Annotated in this window: 16 protein-coding genes; 8 read left to right on the plus strand and 8 right to left on the minus strand. The window is 70.6% G+C overall.

The window, feature by feature from the left end; genetic code table 11:
* Positions 1–16: 16 nt before the first annotated feature.
* The 3 genes from ACN6LB_RS06640 (at position 17) to ACN6LB_RS06650 (ending at position 2,518) form a co-directional block, all read left to right on the plus strand.
* The gene (locus ACN6LB_RS06640; RefSeq protein ID WP_356138217.1) at positions 17–772 is read left to right on the plus strand and encodes a GOLPH3/VPS74 family protein; all 756 of its coding nucleotides are present in this window, start codon (positions 17–19) and stop codon (positions 770–772) included.
* A gap of 403 nt (positions 773–1,175) precedes the next feature.
* The gene (locus ACN6LB_RS06645) at positions 1,176–2,033 is read left to right on the plus strand and encodes a helix-turn-helix domain-containing protein (RefSeq protein WP_356138219.1); all 858 of its coding nucleotides are present in this window, start codon (positions 1,176–1,178) and stop codon (positions 2,031–2,033) included.
* A gap of 275 nt (positions 2,034–2,308) precedes the next feature.
* Entirely contained in the window at positions 2,309–2,518 is a 210-nt protein-coding gene (locus ACN6LB_RS06650; protein WP_445024955.1) for a DUF397 domain-containing protein, read from the plus strand.
* Positions 2,519–2,667: 149 nt separating this feature from the next.
* On the opposite strand, the gene ACN6LB_RS06655 is transcribed toward ACN6LB_RS06650, so the two are convergent.
* Positions 2,668–3,507 (minus strand): hypothetical protein, encoded by an 840-nt coding sequence (locus ACN6LB_RS06655; RefSeq protein ID WP_445024956.1) that lies wholly within the window; start codon positions 3,505–3,507, stop codon positions 2,668–2,670.
* 172 nt (positions 3,508–3,679) lie between these two features.
* Here ACN6LB_RS06655 and ACN6LB_RS06660 point away from each other — a divergent pair, with 172 nt between their 5' ends.
* Positions 3,680–4,465 (plus strand): SDR family oxidoreductase, encoded by a 786-nt coding sequence (locus ACN6LB_RS06660; protein ID WP_445024957.1) that lies wholly within the window; start codon positions 3,680–3,682, stop codon positions 4,463–4,465.
* Between the two features lie 217 nt (positions 4,466–4,682).
* A complete protein-coding gene (locus tag ACN6LB_RS06665) occupies positions 4,683–6,248 on the plus strand; it encodes a sodium:solute symporter family protein (protein WP_445024958.1) in 1,566 nt (521 codons plus the stop codon).
* Positions 6,249–6,366: 118 nt separating this feature from the next.
* Here ACN6LB_RS06665 and ACN6LB_RS06670 read toward each other — a convergent pair whose 3' ends face one another.
* The 3 genes from ACN6LB_RS06670 to ACN6LB_RS06680 form a co-directional block, all read right to left on the minus strand.
* Positions 6,367–7,482, minus strand: a complete 1,116-nt coding sequence (locus tag ACN6LB_RS06670) for an ADP-ribosylglycohydrolase family protein (protein ID WP_356138229.1) — start codon at positions 7,480–7,482, stop codon at positions 6,367–6,369.
* Positions 7,483–7,649: 167 nt separating this feature from the next.
* Positions 7,650–10,454 carry a tetratricopeptide repeat protein gene (locus tag ACN6LB_RS06675; protein ID WP_445024959.1) on the minus strand — a complete coding sequence of 935 codons (2,805 nt, stop codon included), beginning with the start codon at positions 10,452–10,454 and terminating at the stop codon, positions 7,650–7,652.
* Between the two features lie 46 nt (positions 10,455–10,500).
* Positions 10,501–11,124: a hypothetical protein gene (locus ACN6LB_RS06680; RefSeq protein ID WP_445024960.1), complete on the minus strand. Its 624-nt coding sequence runs from the start codon at positions 11,122–11,124 to the stop codon at positions 10,501–10,503.
* A gap of 158 nt (positions 11,125–11,282) precedes the next feature.
* Here ACN6LB_RS06680 and ACN6LB_RS06685 point away from each other — a divergent pair, with 158 nt between their 5' ends.
* Positions 11,283–11,828: a DUF2165 domain-containing protein gene (locus ACN6LB_RS06685; RefSeq protein WP_356138235.1), complete on the plus strand. Its 546-nt coding sequence runs from the start codon at positions 11,283–11,285 to the stop codon at positions 11,826–11,828.
* On the opposite strand, the gene ACN6LB_RS06690 is transcribed toward ACN6LB_RS06685, so the two are convergent.
* The 3 genes from ACN6LB_RS06690 to ACN6LB_RS06700 all read right to left on the minus strand — a co-directional run bounded on the left by ACN6LB_RS06690 (position 11,821) and on the right by ACN6LB_RS06700 (position 15,988).
* Positions 11,821–12,378 (minus strand): L,D-transpeptidase, encoded by a 558-nt coding sequence (locus ACN6LB_RS06690; protein WP_445024961.1) that lies wholly within the window; start codon positions 12,376–12,378, stop codon positions 11,821–11,823. The two genes, ACN6LB_RS06685 and ACN6LB_RS06690, sit on opposite strands and share 8 nt — an antisense overlap.
* Before the next feature lie 52 nt (positions 12,379–12,430).
* Positions 12,431–15,016, minus strand: coding sequence for a bifunctional FO biosynthesis protein CofGH (locus tag ACN6LB_RS06695; protein WP_445024962.1), 2,586 nt, complete (start codon positions 15,014–15,016; stop codon positions 12,431–12,433).
* A gap of 69 nt (positions 15,017–15,085) precedes the next feature.
* Positions 15,086–15,988, minus strand: coding sequence for an LLM class F420-dependent oxidoreductase (locus tag ACN6LB_RS06700; protein WP_445024979.1), 903 nt, complete (start codon positions 15,986–15,988; stop codon positions 15,086–15,088).
* A gap of 145 nt (positions 15,989–16,133) precedes the next feature.
* On the opposite strand from ACN6LB_RS06700, the gene ACN6LB_RS06705 reads away from it, so the two are divergent.
* Positions 16,134–17,666 (plus strand): CehA/McbA family metallohydrolase, encoded by a 1,533-nt coding sequence (locus tag ACN6LB_RS06705; RefSeq protein ID WP_445024963.1) that lies wholly within the window; start codon positions 16,134–16,136, stop codon positions 17,664–17,666.
* A 13-nt stretch (positions 17,667–17,679) separates the two neighbouring features.
* On the opposite strand, the gene ACN6LB_RS06710 is transcribed toward ACN6LB_RS06705, so the two are convergent.
* A complete protein-coding gene (locus ACN6LB_RS06710; protein ID WP_445024965.1) occupies positions 17,680–18,102 on the minus strand; it encodes a protease inhibitor I42 family protein in 423 nt (140 codons plus the stop codon).
* A gap of 141 nt (positions 18,103–18,243) precedes the next feature.
* Between ACN6LB_RS06710 and ACN6LB_RS06715 the strand changes: the two genes are divergently transcribed.
* Complete coding sequence (locus tag ACN6LB_RS06715; RefSeq protein ID WP_356138246.1) at positions 18,244–18,648, plus strand: nitroreductase family deazaflavin-dependent oxidoreductase; 405 nt, start codon at positions 18,244–18,246, stop codon at positions 18,646–18,648.
* The last annotated feature ends 20 nt before the right edge of the window (positions 18,649–18,668 follow it).

Here is an 18,668-nt window from a genome sequence, read left to right on the forward strand (position 1 = left end):
ACGCGGGGAGGCATGGATGGGCAGGAGCCGCAGAACAATTCCGGAGGAGCTTCTGTTGCTGGCGCTGGACCCGACCACGGGTACCACCGCACAGCCGCAGTCGCTCGACCTCGGTCTGGCCGGAGCACAGCTAGTGGAGCTGGCGCTGGCCGGACGGATAGCCCCAGACGGGGATCGTATCGCCGTGGTAGCCCCACGGCCGACTGGAGATCCAACACTGGACTGTGCGTTGGAACTGCTTCGCCGACGCGGAGCACCCGTACGCGCAGTGAACTGGATTGGCGGGCCCCGGCTGGGACTCCGTCAGACCTACCTCTCGCATCTGGAGAGGTGCGGCATGGTGCATGCCGTGGCCGGCCAGATGTGCGGGGTGCTGCCGACGACTCGCTACCAAGCGACGGACACGGAGATCAGCCGGGAGATCAAGGCCCGGCTGGACAACGCGATCCGCACCGGTGTTCCACCGGACCCGCGGACCGCGGCGCTCGCCGCCCTGGCCCACGCGGTCGGACTCGGCAAGCACCTGTATCCGGGGAACGAGGGACGCTCGTCCCGCTCCCGGCTACGGGATCTGATCAGGCATGACCCCATGGGCGGCCTCGTGGCCCACGCGGTCATGGACGTTCAGAACGGTGTGGCCGCACAGCCGCGCCGCAGCCCGGCACCGGCAGGCCGTCCGGCCACCGCCGGCGTCAGGTCCGCACCGGAACCGGCCCGGGGTGTTCCGATGCAACCGCACCACGGATCCATGGCACGCGCCGTGGCTCACTGAGCCGCAGTACCACGGCAGCCGACACGACCGCAGCACCGGCAGCACCAGCACCGCTCGCACCGCCAGTTACGTCATCAGCGCCGCACCGCAGTCCCCACGACCGGTTCGGGAGCCGCTGGCTCGCGCGGGGCAGCAACGCCGTACGTCCGGACGACGACACGGCCCGCTGCCCCGCGCAGCCGCATGTTCGGGTCCCGGCAAGCGGACAGCGGGCAGCCGTATGCGGTGGCAACCGCTCGCCCGCGCGGGCGCGGATACCGGCCAGATCCCGAACGGGCGCCTGCCCAGCGCATATCCGCTGTTTTCCAGCGGTAGAAAGCACCTTGGTGGCAGTCTGCTCAACAGCAGATACGCAAAGTTGCACGTACACAAGTACAGGCACGCAGCCGGAGGTGCACGTCCCGTGGCGTCCAATGTAAATCCCACCGTCCGGCGCCGTCGGCTGGGCCAGGAGCTGCGTCGGCTCCGCGAGCTCAAGGGCATGACGGCCGAAGAGGTCGCCGAACGGCTCCTCGTCTCGCAGTCGAAGATCAGCCGCCTGGAGAACGGGCGGCGCAGCATCAGTCAGCGCGACGTCCGCGACCTGTGCGGGGTCTACGAGGTCGAGGACGTACGGATCGTCGACTCGCTCATGCAGATGGCCAAGGACTCCCGCCAGCAGGGCTGGTGGCACTCCTTCGGCGACATCCCGTACAGCGTCTACATCGGCCTGGAGACCGACGCGGCATCCCTGCGGGCGTACGAACCCCAGATCATCCCCGGCCTGCTCCAGACCCGCCCCTACGCCGAGGCGCTCATCCAGGGGGCGCTGCCCGAGACGTCGACGGCCGACATCGAGAAGCGCGTCCAGGTCCGCCTGCGCCGGCAGGAACGTGTCTCCGCCGAGGAATCCCCACTGCGCCTGTGGGCCGTGCTCGACGAGGCGGCGCTGCACCGGGTGGTCGGCAGCCGTCTGGTGATGCGCGAACAGCTGGAGCACCTCGCCGAGATGTCCCAGCTCCCGCACATCACCGTGCAGGTCCTGCCGTACGAGGTGGGGGCGCACCCCGGCCTCAACGGCCAGTACGCGATCCTGGAGTTCCCCGACGCGGCGGATTCCAGCGTCGTCTACATCGAGGGCGTCACCAGCGATCTCTATCTGGAGAAAGCAGCCGACGTCCAGAAATACAGCGTGATGTACGAACACCTCAGGGCACAGGCCCTGAATGTGGATCAATCGCGCCAGTTCATCACGGACATCGCGAAGGAGTACGCCCGCTGAGACTCCGCTCCGGGGCCACTCGGGACGCATCGGAGGCCCTTCGGGAGCGCCTCGGGACGAAAGTGGCGCACGATACACCTTCGTCACGTCACGGCGTAAGTCCCCACTGGAATATGCCATCCAGTCGAGTGAATAGCCACATCGCACACCGATGTTGGCGAGTAGCGTCGATCACGCCACCACGCAACAAGGTTGGCGCAAACCGAACTGTGGGTTCCGGTTGGAACCCCCGGTCCGGTGACAGCGAAACTCGACAACTGGCTACCGGAGCAAAAATGGCAATTCTTCAGGGTGCCACGGAGCAGTGGACGAAGTCCTCCTACTCCGCGGGCAACGGCGCGTGCGTCGAGGTCAAGTCCCCGGCTCTCGCGGCAATGGCGGTACGGGATTCCAAGGTCCCCCACGGTCCCACGCTGGCGTTTCCCGCCAACTCGTGGAACGCCTTCGTGGCCGAGGTCGGCCGGGGAGCCTTTGACCTCGCGTGACCCATGACCACCAACCACAACTTCATAGGAATCACTGAAGATCCACCGAGGAACAACCGACAGAGCCCTCTCGACTGGCCCGCCGTCCCGGCCGAGGGGGCCCTCCCCTTTTCTCTGTGCCTCGGTTCGCCCTCGTGGACGAACCGGGCTCAGCGCAGGCGATCCACGTACTTGTCCGTCCCGGGCAGCGTGGGAATGAACGGCGCCACCAACTCGACCTTCCCCAGACCCCCTTCGGCCACCGCGGTGCCGAGGTCCGCGAAGTAGCCCTCCCAGCACTCCCGGGGGTCCGCCTCCAGGAACCACAGCAGGGTCAGCCTCGTGTCGACTCCCTCGACCTGCTTGACATAGGTCATGCGGTCGCCGGGCAGCGGTGTCGGGCGGAAGACCGTGACCAGGGCGGACGGGGAGCCGGCGAGGCGCCCCGGCAGATGGCGGGACCTGAGCCACTCCAGCAACTCGGCCCGCTGCGCGGTCGATTCGGCGTCGATCACCTCGACCACCAGCCCCGCGTACGGGTGGTCGAGCGCGTGGAAGTCGCGGGGCCCCGCCGCCCCGTCGCGGTACACCGTCGCCTCGTGGTCCTGGAAGGCCGTGAAGACGTGCGTACGGTCCTGGTAGACCCGACCATCGCGATTGAGCCGCTTGTTGATCCCGACGGTCCACTTCATGTGGTCGTCGTAGCGGCCCTGGGTGACCCAGTACGTGGAGAGGTAGCAGCCGGCGGTGACGGGCTGGGCGACCGCCGACTTCTCCGGGTAGCGCAGGAGTTGGAGATCACGGGTGGCCACCCAGCGGCGCCCGGCGTACATCCAGGGCATGGCCATCGCGCCGGCGTAGTAGTGGTCGTCCTCGTACCAGCGGTTGTACGCGAACTCATGGCCCGGGTGCGGTTCGACCATGGTGATCAGGGCGTGGCCGGGACGGACCCCGTACGGGCCGAGGGCGGCCAGCTCCGCGTACGTCTCGCTTCGTGTCTCTTCACCCATGACGCTCCCCTTCCTGCTCTTTCCTGCTCTTTCCGGCTCTTCCTCGCTCTTCCTTCCTCTGCCGTGCGCCCATACTCTGACGCCCCGTCAGACAATGCGCCAGAGCCACGGCGAGCGAGCCGAAGGGGCGCGCCCCGGAGGTGAACCGAGCCAAATAAAGGGGAGGACCTCGATGTCACTGCTCACGGGCAAGACCGTCGTCGTGTCGGGAGTCGGCGCCGGGCTCGGCCATCAGGTCGCGGCGGCCGTCGTGCGCGACGGCGGCAACGCGGTGCTCGGGGCGCGCACGGAGGCGAACCTCGCCAAGGCCGCCGCCGAACTCGACCCGGACGGCGCGCACACGGCGTACCGCGCCACGGACATCACCGACGAGGCACAGTGCGAGGCACTGGCCGCGCTCGCCACGGAGCGCTTCGGGCGGATCGACGCCGTCGTCCATGTCGCCGCCTGGGACAGCCACTTCGGCGGCCTGGAGGACGCGGACTTCGCCACCTGGCAGTCGGTTCTCGACGTCAACCTGCTCGGCACGCTGCGCATGACGCGCGCCTGTCTGACCGGACTGAAGGTGTCGGGCGGCTCGGTCGTGATCGTCGGCACGCAGTCGTCGGTGGCCGCCCCGACGCAGGTGCGGCAGGCGGCGTACGCGGCCTCGAAGGGCGCCCTGACCAGCGCCATGTACTCGCTCGCCCGGGAGCTCGGCCCGCACCGCATCCGCGTCAACACCGTGCTCCCGGGCTGGATGTGGGGTCCGCCGGTCCAGGCGTACGTCCAGTTCACCGCACACACCGAGGGCATACCGGAGGCGGACGTGCTCCAGCGGCTCACCGAGCGGATGGCGCTGCCCGACCTGGCCACGGACGGGGACGTGGCGGATGCCGCGGTCTTCCTGGCGTCCGACCGGGCGCGGGCGATCACCGGACAGTCCCTGCTCGTGAACGCGGGGGAGTTGATGCGCTGACCCACCCTTTTGCGCCACTTCACATGTTCATGTGTATGAACCAAGGTCAGCAAGGCGAACATTTTTGCCTGCTCTTGACCTTACGCTCGCTTGTCGTGCCCGCACCACGCCACCCACGATGAGCGGGCACTTCGCGGCCTTCCTCGCCCTTACCCCGCTCAGGCGAAGTGCCAGCCTGCTGGGCGGAGTTCATAAGGCGGACCCTGGAAGGGGGCACATGAACGGTCTCGACTGGGCCGTCCTGGTCGCGTACTTCGGCGTGATGACGGCGATCGGTGTCTGGTCCCACAAGCGTGTGGACAGCGTCAGCGACTTCTTCACCGCGGGCGGCAAGATGCCGTGGTGGCTGTCCGGCATCTCGCACCACATGTCGGGCTACAGCGCGGTGATGTTCACCGGGTACGCCGGTATCGCCTACACGTACGGCATCACGTCGTACGTCACCTGGGCGCTCCCCATCGCCATCGGCGTCACGATCGGCGCGAAGCTGTTCGCGCCGAGGCTCAACCGACTGCGCTCCCGACTCCATGTGGCCTCCCCGCTGGAGTACCTGAAGGACCGCTACAACGTCCCCACCCAGCAGGCGCTCGCCTGGTCCGGCATCCTGCTGAAGATCGTGGACGTGGGCGCCAAGTGGGCCGCGATCGCGACCCTGCTGAGCGTCTTCACCGGCGTCACGCTCACCCAGGGCATCATCATCACCGGTAGCATCACGGCGGTCTACTGCACGATCGGCGGCCTGTGGGCGGACGCGCTGACCGAACTGGGCCAGTTCGTCATCCAGTTGCTCGCCGGGCTCTCCATGCTGATCATCGCGCTGAACAAGATCTCCGACCAGGGCGGTCTGTCGAAGGCGCTGGACTCGCCGAAGCTGCACGGTCACGCGGACGGCTTCGCGGGCCCGTACCTCACGGTCTTCTTCATCGCGTACCTCTTCATCAAGCTCTTCGAGTACAACGGCGGCATGTGGAACCAGGCGCAGCGCTACATGGCGACGGGCAACGCGAAGCAGGCCACACGGTCCGCGTTCCTGTCCGCCGGGCTGTGGTTCGTGTGGCCGGTGATCCTCTTCATCCCGATGTGGCTGGCCCCGCTGCTGGTGACGGCGAAGAAGCCCGACGGGTCGGACGCGTACGGGCTGATGGCCGACCAACTGCTCCCGCACGGTCTGCTGGGCCTGGTGGTCGTCGGCTTCTTCTCGCACACGATGGCCATGTGCTCCTCCGACGCGAACGCGATCGCGGCGGTGTTCACACGGGACGTGGCGCCGGTCCTCTCGAAGACGGCACGGGCGTGGGACAGCCGGGCGGGTCTGATCGCCGGACGCGTGACGACCGTCGCCTTCCTCGGCTTCTCCATGGCGGTGGCCACCCAGGTCAACTCGCCGACGTTCAAGGACATCATCACGGTCGTCATCAAGTGGGTCGCCGGTCTGATGGGCCCGATCGCGATCCCGTTCATTCTGGGCCTGCTGCGGCCGTTCCGTAAGTCCGGCCCGACGGCGGCGCTGACGAGCTGGGCCTGCGGCCTCCTCGCCTTCTTCCTCGTCAACTACAACCTGGACTTCTCCCAGCGCACGGATGTGAAGCTGGAGTACCAGGTCTCGGTGCCGATGGCCATCTCCCTGGTCCTCTACATCCTCATCGGCTTCCTCAAGCCCGAGGCCACCCCGGAGCGGGACGCGATCATCGAGAAGATCAACACGGACGACGACGGTTCGGCGGCGGCGACGGTACCGATCCAGGCGGACGGAGCGGATACCACCAGCCCGTCCGGCGTTTGAGGACGAGCGCGAAGCGCGACAACGCGACAAGGGGGAAGGGGGGGCGCAGCCCCAGGACGACGGGCAGGGCAGGGGCGGAGGGGGCGAAGAAAACCCCCGCCGCGCCACCCCGCACCGATCACCCCCGCGGGTACCGCGCCAGCCACCCCGGCGAGGACCCCGCGGGTCCGTGCAACGCAGGCCCCTGCGTCATCTCCATCGCGAAGTCGTCCGCCAGGACGAGCATCGTGGGACGGCCCTCCAGCTCGGCCAGCCAGGCCGGCGGCAGGGCCGTCTCGCCGTGCAGCGCCCCGAGAAGCCCGCCCGTGAGGGCACCCGCCGCGCCGGAGGGCCCCCCGTGGTTCACCGCGAGGCACAGCCCGTGCCGTACGTCCTCCCCCACGAGCGCGCAGTACACGGCGACCGCCAGGAGCCCCTCCGCCGTACCGTCCCCGGCCAGCTCCTCCACCCGCCCGGGGGTCGGCATCCCCTGCCGTACGGCGCCCAGCGCGTGCTGGAGGGCGTCCGTGACCGGCTGTTGCCCGGGCCGCGCGGTCAGCAGCGAGAGCGCGCGCTGCACGGCGGCGTCGAGGCTGTCGCCGCGGGCGAGCCCGTGCACGATGACGGCGTACGCCCCCGCGGACAGGTAGGCGACGGGGTGCCCGTGCGACTGCGCGGCGCACTCCACGGCGAGCTGCATCACGAGCTGCGGCTCCCAGCCGACGAGCAGCCCGAACGGCGCGGACCGCGCGGCGGCCTCGGGCCCCGGCTCCCCCGGGTTCTTGGGCGCGTCCAGCGTCCCCATGGTCTCGTCACCGAACCCGAGCAGACAGGCCAGGTCCGGCTCACGGCGGGCGTACAGCCACTCCTCGCGCGCCAGCCACCCGTCGTCCTTGCGCCGCTCGTCGGGCCCCCAGTCGCGCTGGGTGGCCGCCCACCGCAGATAGGCCCGGTGCAGATCGGTCGGCGGATGCCAGGCGCCGGTGTCACGGCGCACCTGGGCGCGTATCAGCCCGTCCAGGGTGAACAGGGTGAGCTGCGTGCGGTGCGTGACCGCGCCGCGCCGGCCGTGCCCGAAGGTCAGGTCGACGAGCCCCGCGACTCCGTGCTCCTCCCGGATCCCCTCCAGGTCGAGCCCGTCGATGGGCGCCCCGAGCGCATCCCCGACGGCCGCCCCGAGCAAGGTCCCGCGCACCCGGCTACGAAAGTCCTGCTGCTCACCACGGCCCCAGACGGCACCGGCTGCCACACCCACCGAGACCTCCCGAGAAACCGCCCGTACGTCGACAGCTCAGCACTGTAATCGAACGGGAACGGTCGGTTTAGGGGGCGGAACGGTATGCGGGATGTGGCCGGAGTGGTCCCGAGTGGTCGCTTATGGCCGCGATCGCCCAGCCTCCGCCTCGGCCGCCGGTTCGAGCGTCAGTCCGTGATCCGCGAGGTCCGCGTGCCGTCCCGTGCCGAGGTGAGCCGGGCAAGGAGGGGGGCAAGGAGCGACCGGTCCGTGTCCGGGGCGCGCAGGAGCGCTTCGGTCAGCTCGGTCAGCCGGACGACCTCATCCTCGTCCAAGGGCGCGGACGCCACGAGTCCGAGGCGGCGGTCGAGATCCGCCAGCGCCTGCGGCGCGAGCCCGAGCCGCAGCAGAACCGTGCTCCGCAGGCTGTAGGCCTCCGCGTGGTCGGGAGCCAGTCCAAGAGCGCGGTCCAGATCGGCGCGTGCCTCGTCGAACCGGTCCAGAGCGTTCAGCACTCCGCCTCGCAACGTGAGCAGCCCCGCGTCGTCGGGCCGTAGCTCCCGTGCCCGGTCGACGTCGGCCAATGCCTTCTCGTAGGACGTGAGTTCACAGTGCACCAGCGCCCGCTGACTGAGCGCCCAGGCGTAGTCCGGGTTGAGTTCCACGGCACGGTCCAGGTCGGCGAGTGCCTCGGAACAGCGCCCCAGCACGCGTCGGCAGGCGCCACGGCTCGCATACGCCGACGCGTACTCGTCGTCGAGTTCGATGGCCCGGTCGTAGTCGGTCAGGGCTTCCTCGTAGCGGCCCGCGATGCGGAGAAGGTCTCCTCGATGGCAGGCGCTCCAGGCCCAGTCGGGTTGCAGAACGATGGCCCGGTCGAGGTCGGCGAGCTGCCGTACGGGGTCCCCGAGCCCACGCCATACCTGGGCGCGGCGCACCAGTGCCCAGGCGTAGTCCGGCTTCAGCTCCAGCGCCCGGTCCAGGTCCGCGAGGGCCGCGTCGAACTCTCCGCGGGCGGAGCGGGAGGCACCCCGGGAGGCCCACGCGAAGTTGTCCGTGGGGTCCAGCCGGATCGCCTCGTCCAGATCCCTGATCGCCTTGTCGTAGCGCTGCTGAATGCGGTGGTACTCGCCCCTCGTGGAGTAGGCCAGGGCACGGTCCGGGTCCAGCTCGACGGCCCGGTCCAGGTCAGCGATCGCCTCTTCGTACGCGTCCAGGCCCGCGCGGGTCACGGCCCGGCCGATGTGGGCGACCACCAGTTCGGCGTTCAGCTCGACGGCCCGGTCGAATTCGGCCAGCGCTTCCTCGTAGGCTCCGGCGCGCTGCAGCTCCCGGCCCCGCATCGTCCGGGCGAACGCCTGAGCCGCGTCGTTGAACCCCGCCCGGTGCAGCACCAGTTCAAGCGCGGCGGCTATGCCGTCGGAGGCGAGCGCCTGGGTCAGTTCCCTCCCCCATCGGCCCGCGTCCTGCGCGTCGGCGTCCTGGCCCGCGTCGGCCAGCGCCCGCGCCCACCGCCGGGCAGCTATCTCACCGGCATCACACGCCAGGACGAACTGCGCCAGCACCTCCGGCAACATGCCCCGCACTCCCGCACACAACAGGTGATACGTCTCCGCCAGGCGCAGCTCCCGCCATCCCTCGTCCGCCCACAACTCGATGGCCGGCCGGCCGTCCTCGGCCTCCGTCCGCCAGCGCGCGAACACCTCCGCGAGCCGCCGCTGCCGCTCCGCCCACCCCCGGGGCGACCGCATCCGCTGCAACCGCAGCATCGGCGCCCGTACGACGTCGTGGTACTGCACCCGATCCCCGCGATCGCTGACGAACGGCAGCCCCCGCAGCCACGCGAACAGCCCCTCGGCCTCGTCCTGCGGGCACTCCACCGCCGCCCGGAACACATCCGCGTCGAGCCGCCGGGGCAACGCGCACGCCAGCGCGGCGGCCCTGCGCACGGGGTCCTGCTCCCACTTCAGGAAGCGTTCCACGGCCGTCGCGCTCGGATCCCCCACGTCGTCCGGGTCGGCGGGACGGGTCTCGGCGAGGGTGGAGACGAGCACCGGGAGCCCGCCCGTGAGCCGGAGCACTTCCGCCACCACGGGCTCGGCCACGACCCCCTTGTCGGCGAGCAGCCCCCGCGTCTCCGTCTCCGTGAACGGGGCGAGCGGGATGTCCGCCACGAAGTCCGCGAAGCCTCCCCATCGGGCGGTGTCGAAGGGGAGCTGTCCGGCCGTCACCACGATCACGTTGGCGGGCAGCGCGCCGTGCCGGTCGGTGGTCATGAGCTCGTGCAGCCAGCCGTCGAGGAACGGCCCGGTCCTCTCGTACGTGTCGAAGAACAGGACCGCCCAAGGCGTGACAGCCGCGGCATCGGCGAGCTCGGCGAGCAGCACGGGGCTCAGCACACGCTCCGGCGACAGCACCAGCTGCACGTCCTCCGGATTGCGGAACCGGGCGCTGATCCCGGCCCGCAACCGGTCGGCTCCCTGGGCGAGTCGATCGGCGTCGAGGACGCCCACGAACGGGGCGGCCCCCGGAACCATGCCCAGCCCCACCAGCCCGGCCCGCGCCGCCGCCCTGCTGCCCGCGGACGGCCCTTCCGGCTCCGACGGCTCCAGCGTGGTGATCGCCGCCGCCTCGGCCTCGTGGCGGCGCTCCCGGTGCGCGGCCAGCAGCCGGTCGAGTTCCTTGAACCGGTGTCCCTGCGCCGCGAATTGCCGGCTAAGCGCCGCCATGGTCTCGGGCACGCTGCCGACGCTGTCGTCGACGTACGCCGTCAACGCCCCTCGTTCGCGCGCTACTTGCTCCAACTCCCGCACCAGGAACGTCTTGCCGACCCCCGCGTTCCCGTGCACATGGAAGAGGAATCGGTGCCGCTCGTCCTGCGGCGGAACATCGAAGTTCGTCCGGAACGCGGCTCGTTCGGCGCCACGGCCCACGAAACCGGCCCGCCTGCGCTGCCGGATCAGCTCCTGCATCGACGGCCGCGTCGGCCTCATCCGCCTCACCCCGTAGATCGGTCCGTCCGAAAGTCTGGCAGAGGTGTCAGTGGCCGCCGCTCGGCTGGTCGCAGCCGGTGTGGTCGGGATAGCCGCCGAAGGCGTCCGTCTCGGCGACCGCCCGGTTCATGTTCCCCTCCAGGCACAGGGTGGAGGTCTTCGTGGACGCGTCGACGAGGAAGCTCACCGCGACGCCGCCGGACTCGATCACCTCCACCTGACCTGCACCGTAGCCGAGACCGGTGAGCGCACGCCTGGTGTGTTCCGCCGTGAAGTCACCGCGCGCCCGGAGAGGTTCGAGTGCGGCCTTGATGCGCTCGGCGGCCTTGAGCCCGTTACAGCGGGCCTGTCCGTGCAGCGGGAAGGGGACCATGAAACCGTGGTTCTCGGCGTAGTGGTCGGGGATCGGAACGGCCGGGCCGCTCGCGCCGGGTGAGCGCGTCGGCGTCGGGAGGGACGCGCTGGGCGCTGGGGTCGGCGGGGCCGTCTCACCGGGGCAGGGCGTGTCCGACGGGACGGGCTCCTTCGACACCCCGGTCGGCGTCGGATGCGAACTCCGGTACGCATCGGCGGCCGACTGCTCCGTGCCGCAACCCACCGCGAAAACGGCCAGCGCCGCCACCGGGAGCACCATCCCGGCCCGCACCCGGGCCGTCCTGATCATCATCATGGCAGGATCCTCCCCCGTACCGCGGGCCCGGGTCATGAGTTCCGCTACTCATGACAGCGCCCCCGATCACGATCATCCGCCCGTTTCAAGCCTCACGCGCCGCCATTCTGGCCGAATCCGCCTACCTCGCACGGGGCGGCGCAGGGAAGGAACCCCCCATGGCTTCTAAAACCCCTTCCGTCCCAAAAACCTCTGACGCCTCACGCGCCCTCCCCCTCGCCGCCACTCTCCTCACCGCCACCGTCGCCCTCTACATCGCCCTCGTCGCCTTCGGCAACATCACCGACTTCGGCACCAACCAGCAGTTCGTCCGCCACGTCCTGGCCATGGACACCACGTTCAAGGACGACGACCTGATGTGGAGAGCCATCACGAACACGGGACTTCAGGACGCCGCGTACATCGCGATCATCGCCTGGGAGACCGTCGCCGCCCTTGTCCTCATCGCGGGTACGTGGTTCTGGGCGCGCCACAGCTACGCCCGCGCCCGCCAACTGTCCACCTACGGCCTGCTCATGCTCATGCTGCTCTTCGGCGCCGGGTTCATCGCCATCGGCGGGGAGTGGTTCTCCATGTGGCAGTCGAAGACCTGGAACGGCCTGGACGCGGCAACCCGGGTGCTCGTACTGAGCGGGTTCGCGCTGCTCGTCGTACACCTGCCGTTCGGGAAGTCGGACAACTCCGGCCGCCAGTCGACTACTTGATCACCCGAACCGGCGTCCCCACCGTTCCGAACGTCCACAGCGCGGCCCCGTCGGCCTTGTGCATCCGGATGCCGCCCGTGCGGGCCGCCGACGGGGGTGGGGGTGAGGCGCCGTTCACGGCGTTGGAGAAGGCGATGGAGACTCCGGCGTCGGCGGCGAAGTACACGATGTGCTCGATGTTCACGCCGTCGTAGCCGGTCGTCGCGTCCTTGCGGGACTCGACCGTGTACGCGCCCGGCCCCGGGCTCACCGTGCCGGGCCAGACCTTGAACGTACGGCGCGGCTGGTCGCTCACGTCGATCAGCCACACCCGGTGCCCGCTGAGCGAGTACACGATGCGCCGTCCGCTGCCCGAGCCGTCCGGCACGGCGGTCGACTCGGGGGCGGGGGACGCGTGCCCACTCGCCGACGGGGACGCCTTCACCCGGTCCGCGGCGGCCGGGTGGGGGCCCCGGTTCGCCTGGACGGCCAGGACGGCGACCACCGCGACCGCCGCCGCGGTGAGCACGGTGACCCACGTCCAAGGGGGAATCAGTCGTCGTACAGGCACCGGCCTCTCTCCCCTCGCGCTCGATCGGCTTCGATCGGCTGTCGGTCCGACGTCAGTCCAACACCGGGAGCAGCTCCGGCAGATGGCCGTCCGAGGCCTCCGCCGCCCGCTGCCGCTCCTGCGACACCTCCCCGTACAGCGTCGTCCGCGGCCTCGCCCGGCGGCCCGCCGCCTCCGCCACCGCTGTCAGCTCCTTCACGGACTTGTACGAGCCGTACGACGAGCCCGCCATCCGCGAGATCGTCTCCTCCATCAGCGTGCCGCCGAGGTCGTTCGCACCCGAGCGGAGCATCTCCGCCGCACCCTCCGTGCCCAGTTTCACCCAACTGGTCTGGATGTTGGGGATGTGCGGGTGCAGCAGGAGGCGGGCCATCGCCATCACCGCGCGGTTGTCGCGGGTCGTCGGGCCCGGGCGGGAGATGCCGGCCAGATAGACAGGGGCGTTGGTGTGGATGAAGGGCAGGGTGACGAACTCCGTGAAGCCGCCCGTCTGCTGCTGGATGCGGGAGAGCGTGCGGAAGTGGCCGAGCCAGTGCCGGGGCTGGTCGACATGCCCGTACATCATGGTGCTGCTGGACCGGATGCCCAGCTCGTGCGCCGTCGTGACGACCTCGATCCAGGTCGCCGTGGGCAGCTTGCCCTTCGTCAGGACCCACCGCACCTCGTCGTCGAGGATCTCCGCCGCCGTGCCGGGGATGGTGTCGAGACCGGCCTCCTTCGCCGCCGTCAGCCACTCGCGGATCGACAGGCCGGTGCGGGTCGCGCCGTTCACCACCTCCATGGGCGAGAACGCGTGCACATGCATGCCGGGGACGCGTTCCTTCACCGCGCGCGCGATGTCGAAGTACGCCGTCCCGGGCAGGTCCGGGTGGATGCCCCCCTGCATGCAGACCTCGACGGCCCCCACGTCCCAGGCCTGTTGGGCGCGGTCGGCCACCTGTTCCAGCGACAGCGTGTACGCGTCCGCGTCCGTGCGGCGCTGCGCGAAGGCGCAGAAGCGGCAGCCGGTGTAGCAGACGTTGGTGAAGTTGATGTTCCTCGTGACGATGTACGTGACGTCGTCACCGACCGCCGCCTTGCGGACGTCGTCCGCGATGCGGCACAGAGCGTCGAGCGCCGGACCGTCCGCGTGCAGCAGGGCGAGCGCCTCGGCGTCGGTCAGCCGCGTCGGGTCGTCGGCGGCCGTCGCGAGCGCGGCGCGCACGTCCGTGTCGATGCGCTCCGGCACCATCCCGGGCGCCGCCGCCTCACGCAGCGCGTCCCAGTCGCCGTAGACGAGGTCGAAGTCGTCCCGGCGGTCGCCGGTGCGGCCCTCCGTGTCGATCGACGCGTGCAGATCCGTACGGCCGGACGACGTGAACGCCTCCTCCGGCTCCTGCCACGGGTGGCCCTCCACCACCGCGTCCGGGAGGGCCAGCCCGGTCTCCGGGTCCGCCAGCGCCCGCAGGTGCGGCAGCAGCCGCGGGTCCAGCCAGGGCTCGCCGCGCTGCACGAACTCGGGGTAGACGCAGAGACGTTCCCGCAGCTCGAAGCCGGCGGCCGCGGACTGCTGGGCGAGCTGCTCGATCCGCGGCCACGGGCGCTCGGGGTTGACGTGGTCGATGGTCAGCGGCGACACCCCGCCCCAGTCGTCGATCCCCGCGCCGATCAGCCGCCCGTACTCGCCGGCCACCAGGTTCGGCGGCGCCTGGAGGCAGGCCGCCGGGCCCATGATGTGCCGTGCCACCGCCACCGTGGCCACCAGCTCGTCCAGCTCGGCGTCCGGCATGCCGCGCATCGCCGTGTCCGGCTTGGCGCGGAAGTTCTGGATGATCAGCTCCTGGATGCCGTGGTAGGCACGGGAGATCTTGCGCAGGGCGAACAGGGAATCCGCCCGCTCCTCGTACGTCTCACCGATCCCGATGAGGAGCCCGCTGGTGAACGGGACGGACGAGCGGCCCGCGTCCTCCAGCACCCGCAGCCGTACGGCCGGCTCCTTGTCCGGCGAGCCGTGGTGCGGCCCGCCGGGCTCGCTCCACAGCCGGGTCGCCGTCGTCTCCAGCATCATGCCCATGCTCGGCGCCACCGGCTTCAGCCGCTGGAAGTCAGTCCAGGACATGACCCCCGGGTTGAGGTGGGGCAGCAGACCCGTCTCCTCCAGGATGCGGATCGAGATGGCCCGTACGTACGCGATCGTGTCGTCGTAGCCGTGCGCGTCAAGCCACTCGCGCGCCTCCGGCCACCGGTCCTCGGGCTTGTCGCCGAGGGTGATGAGGGCTTCCTTGCAGCCGAGGGCCGCGCCCTTGCGGGCGATGTCCAGGACCTCGTCCGGCGACATGAACATCCCGTGCCCGGCCCGGCGCAGTTTGCCCGGAACGGTGACGAACGTGCAGTAGTGGCACTTGTCCCGGCACAGGCGGGTGAGCGGGATGAACACACTCTTCGAGTACGTGATGACGCCGAGGCGGCCCGCCGCCTCCAGGCCCGCGTCCCGCACCCGGGCAGCCGACGCGGCCAGGTCCTCCAGGGCCTCCCCGCGGGCCTGGAGCAGCACCGCTGCCTCCGTGACGTCGAGGGCGACGCCGTCACGGGCGCGTTTGAGGGCGCGACGCATGGAGTTCTCGGTCGGGCCGGATCCGGAGGTCGCGGAAGTCGTCATCCTTCGAGCATACGATCGAGCTGATCAGCACAGACAGGAGCCGCCGGTTTCGTCCCCGGTCGCGGACCGTTACACGGCGGCACTGGCGCCGCCACCCGTATCCGTACCGGCACCGGCGTCCCCACCGGGCAGATACCGCTCGTACGCGTCCAGTGTCCGCAGCACCTCCCTCTCGTCGCCCGGCGGCAGCTGCAGCACCACCTCCTCGATGCCCAGCTCCGCGTAGTGCGCGAGCTTGCCCGGCGTGGGCCGCACGGCGGACGGGACGACCTGGAGGGCTCCGGGATCGCGGCCCGCGTCCGCCCAGACGGCGCGCAGCACGGGGAGCGTCTCGCCCAGGCCGCGCCCGCCGATCGGCATCCAGCCGTCCGCGTACTCACTGATGTGCGCGAACAGCTTCGGCCCCGCCGCGCCCCCGACCAGCGTGCGCGGCCCGACCACCGGACCGCGCGGCTTCTGTACGGGTTTGGGGTGCGCATGGCTGGCCCGTACGGACCCGAACTCGCCCTCGTACGCCGCCGGTTCGGCCGACCACAGCGCCCGCATCAGCGCCATCCGATCCCGGCCCAGCTCCCGCCGCCTGCGCCAGTCGACGCCGTGGTCGGCGGCCTCCTCCACGTTCCAGCCGAAGCCGACGCCGAGTGTGAAACGGCCGCCGGAGAGGTGGTCGAGGGTCGCGACCTGCTTGGCCAGCACGATCGGGTCGTGCTGGGCGATCAGCGTGATGCCGGTGCCCAGCCGCAGCCGCCGCGTCACCGCGGCCGCCTGACCGAGCGCGACGAAGGGGTCGAGGGTGCGCCCGTACTCCGGTGGCAGCTCCCCGCCCACGGGATACGGCGTCGCCCGCTCGACGGGGATGTGGGTGTGCTCGGGCAGGTACAGCCCGGCGAAACCGCGCTGCTCCAGCTCCCGGGCCAGCCGGGTCGGGGTGATCGTCTCATCGGTGAGGAAGATCGTCGTGGCGATCCGCAGAGGCCGCATGCGCACTTCCTAGCACCCGCGCCTTCAAGTCGAAAGCTCTCAACCCCCTTCCCTTGCCCCGCAGTTCACGACTGAATACCAGGGTCCGAGTACCACCCCTGCACCACCCATGTCCCCCACGACACCTGGGAGCAGCATGTGTGAGGACAACGACCACGCGATGGGCAGACGGGCGCTGTTGGTGACGGGAGCCGCCGCGGCGCTTACGTTGGGAAGCGTGACCTTCGCTTCAGCGGCAGCCGGACAGGACCCGCAGACGAAGACGGTCCGCGGCACGCTGCCGATCGGCTCGCCGGACTTCGTGTACGTCCCTGTCGAGGTTCCGCACGGCGTACGGGAGCTGCACGTCGCCTACACCTACGAGAAGCCGTCCGTCCCGGCCGGGACCGCGGGAAACGCCCTCGACATCGGCCTCTTCGACGAGCGCGGCACCGAACTCGGCGGCACCGGCTTCCGCGGCTGGTCGGGCGGGGCCCGCACGGAGTTCTTCGTCCGCGCGGACGACGCGACACCGGGCTACATTCCCGGCCCCCTCCGGCCCGGCACCTGGCACATCGCGCTGGGCCCCTACACGGTGGCCCCGCAGGGACTGCCGTACGAGATCACGATCACCCTGACGTACGGCGAACCGGGCGTCGCGCCGAAGCCGGTGTACCCGCCGTCGCGCGCCAAGGGCCGGGGCCGCGCCTGGTACCGGGGCGACTGCCACCTGCACTCCTGGTACTCGGACGGCCGCCGCACCCCGGCCGAGATCGCCGCCCTCGCCCGCGCAGCCGGCCTGGACTTCATCAACACCTCGGACCACAACACCCATTCCTCGCACCCCCATTGGGCGGACCAGGCGGGCGACGACCTGCTGATCATGCTCGGCGAGGAGGTCACGACGCGCAACGGCCACGTGGTGGCCCTCGGCACCGACCCCGGCACCTTCGTCGACTGGCGCTACCGGGCGCGCGACAACCGCTTCGGCCGCTACGCCCGCCGGATCCGCCGCGCCGGAGGCCTGGTCGTCCCCGCACACCCGCACGCCACCTGCATCGGCTGCAACTGGAAGTTCGGCTTCGGCGAGGCGGACGCGGTCGAGGTGTGGAACGGCCCGTACACGCCGGACGACGAGGTGGCGCTCGCCGACTGGGACGGCATGCTCGTCGCCTCCGTGCGCGAGGGACGGCCGGGCCGCGACTGGCTCCCGGCGATGGGCAACAGCGACGCCCACCGCGACCCCGACCCGGTCGGCACCCCGCAGACGGTCGTCCTCGCCGACGACCTGACCCGCGAGGCGATCCAGGCGGGCATCCGCGCGGGGCGGTCCTACGTCGCGGAGTCCAAGTCCCTCTCGCTCGCCTTCTCCGCAGTGGGCCCCAAGGGCGAACACGCGGGTATCGGCGGGCGGTTGGAGGTCGGCGCCGACGCCCCGGTGACGGTCCGCCTGGACGTCACGGGCGCCCCGCGCTGCACGGTCCGCATCGTCACCGACCAGGGCGTCCTGTTCACGAGCGAGGTCGTCCCGGTCTCCGGCTCCGCGACGGTGGAGTGGCATACGACGGCGCAGTACGCGGCGTACGTACGCGCGGAAGTACGGCACGAGACAGCCCTCGGACCGCTGCCGGGGGCGCTGGCGGCGTTCACCAACCCGATCTTCCTGGGGCGGCTCAAGCGCCCCGAGTGACCGGTCCGACGGCTCAGCCGACGGTGACGGTGTACGTGATGGTCTCGGGCTCTGCCGTGCTCGGCGCGGTCGTCTGCGGGCCCGGGGAGGCGGTGCTGTCGTTGCAGGTGTTGAACGTGCAGTGCATCAGCACGATCTCGGTACTGCCCTTGCCGATGGCCTCGAAGGTGAAGGTGAGGCTGCCGCCGGCACCGACCATCTTCTCGGTGTCGGGGGCCGCCTTGTACTCCCGCCCGCGACTGCGGACCACCGCACTGTCGGGCTTCGGCGTGGCCAGGTACCAGTGCGAGCGGGTCGAGGAGTTCTCGCCATCGACCGTGAGCGTGAACCGCTCCCCGGCCTCGGCGGTGATGCTGGTGTCCTTGGTCGGATGGCTGGTGGGCTCGTCGCCGCCCGTACCGCCGCACCCCGTGGCCAACGCAAGAAGCGCGGCCACATGTACCACTGTTCGCCTGAAGGCCATCGTCATCCCCCGATGTTGCACATGATCACGTCGGCCGGGAGGCTAGCAGGAGTGGGCGAGTGCGCGGCCACCGGCCACGGAGCCCGCCTCACCAAGGACAGGAGCCCTGCCACGATGTCCACGTCACCCCGCAGCAACGAGACCAAGTACCGGCTCGTCTCCGCGTTCCAGCGCCGCATCGGCAACCCCGTCCTGCGCCGCCTCCCCACCCAGACCCTCCTGGAGACAACAGGCCGCACCTCGGGCCTCCCCCGCCGCACCCCGGTGGGCGGCCGCCGCATCGGCGACTCCTTCTGGCTGGTCTCCGAGTTCGGCGAGCGCTCGCAGTACGTCCGCAACATCAAGGCCGACCCGCGCGTACGCGTCCGCATCCGCACCCGCTGGCACACCGGCACGGCCCGCCTCCTCCCCGAGGACGACGCCGTGGCCCGCCTGCGCCAGCTGCCCCGGCTCAACAGTGCGGGGGTACGGGTGATGGGGTCGGGGCTGCTGACGGTGCGGGTGGATCTGGACGGGTGAGGCAGCGAACGAGGAGCAGC

The sequence above is a fragment of the Streptomyces sp. SAS_270 genome (assembly GCF_052543295.1).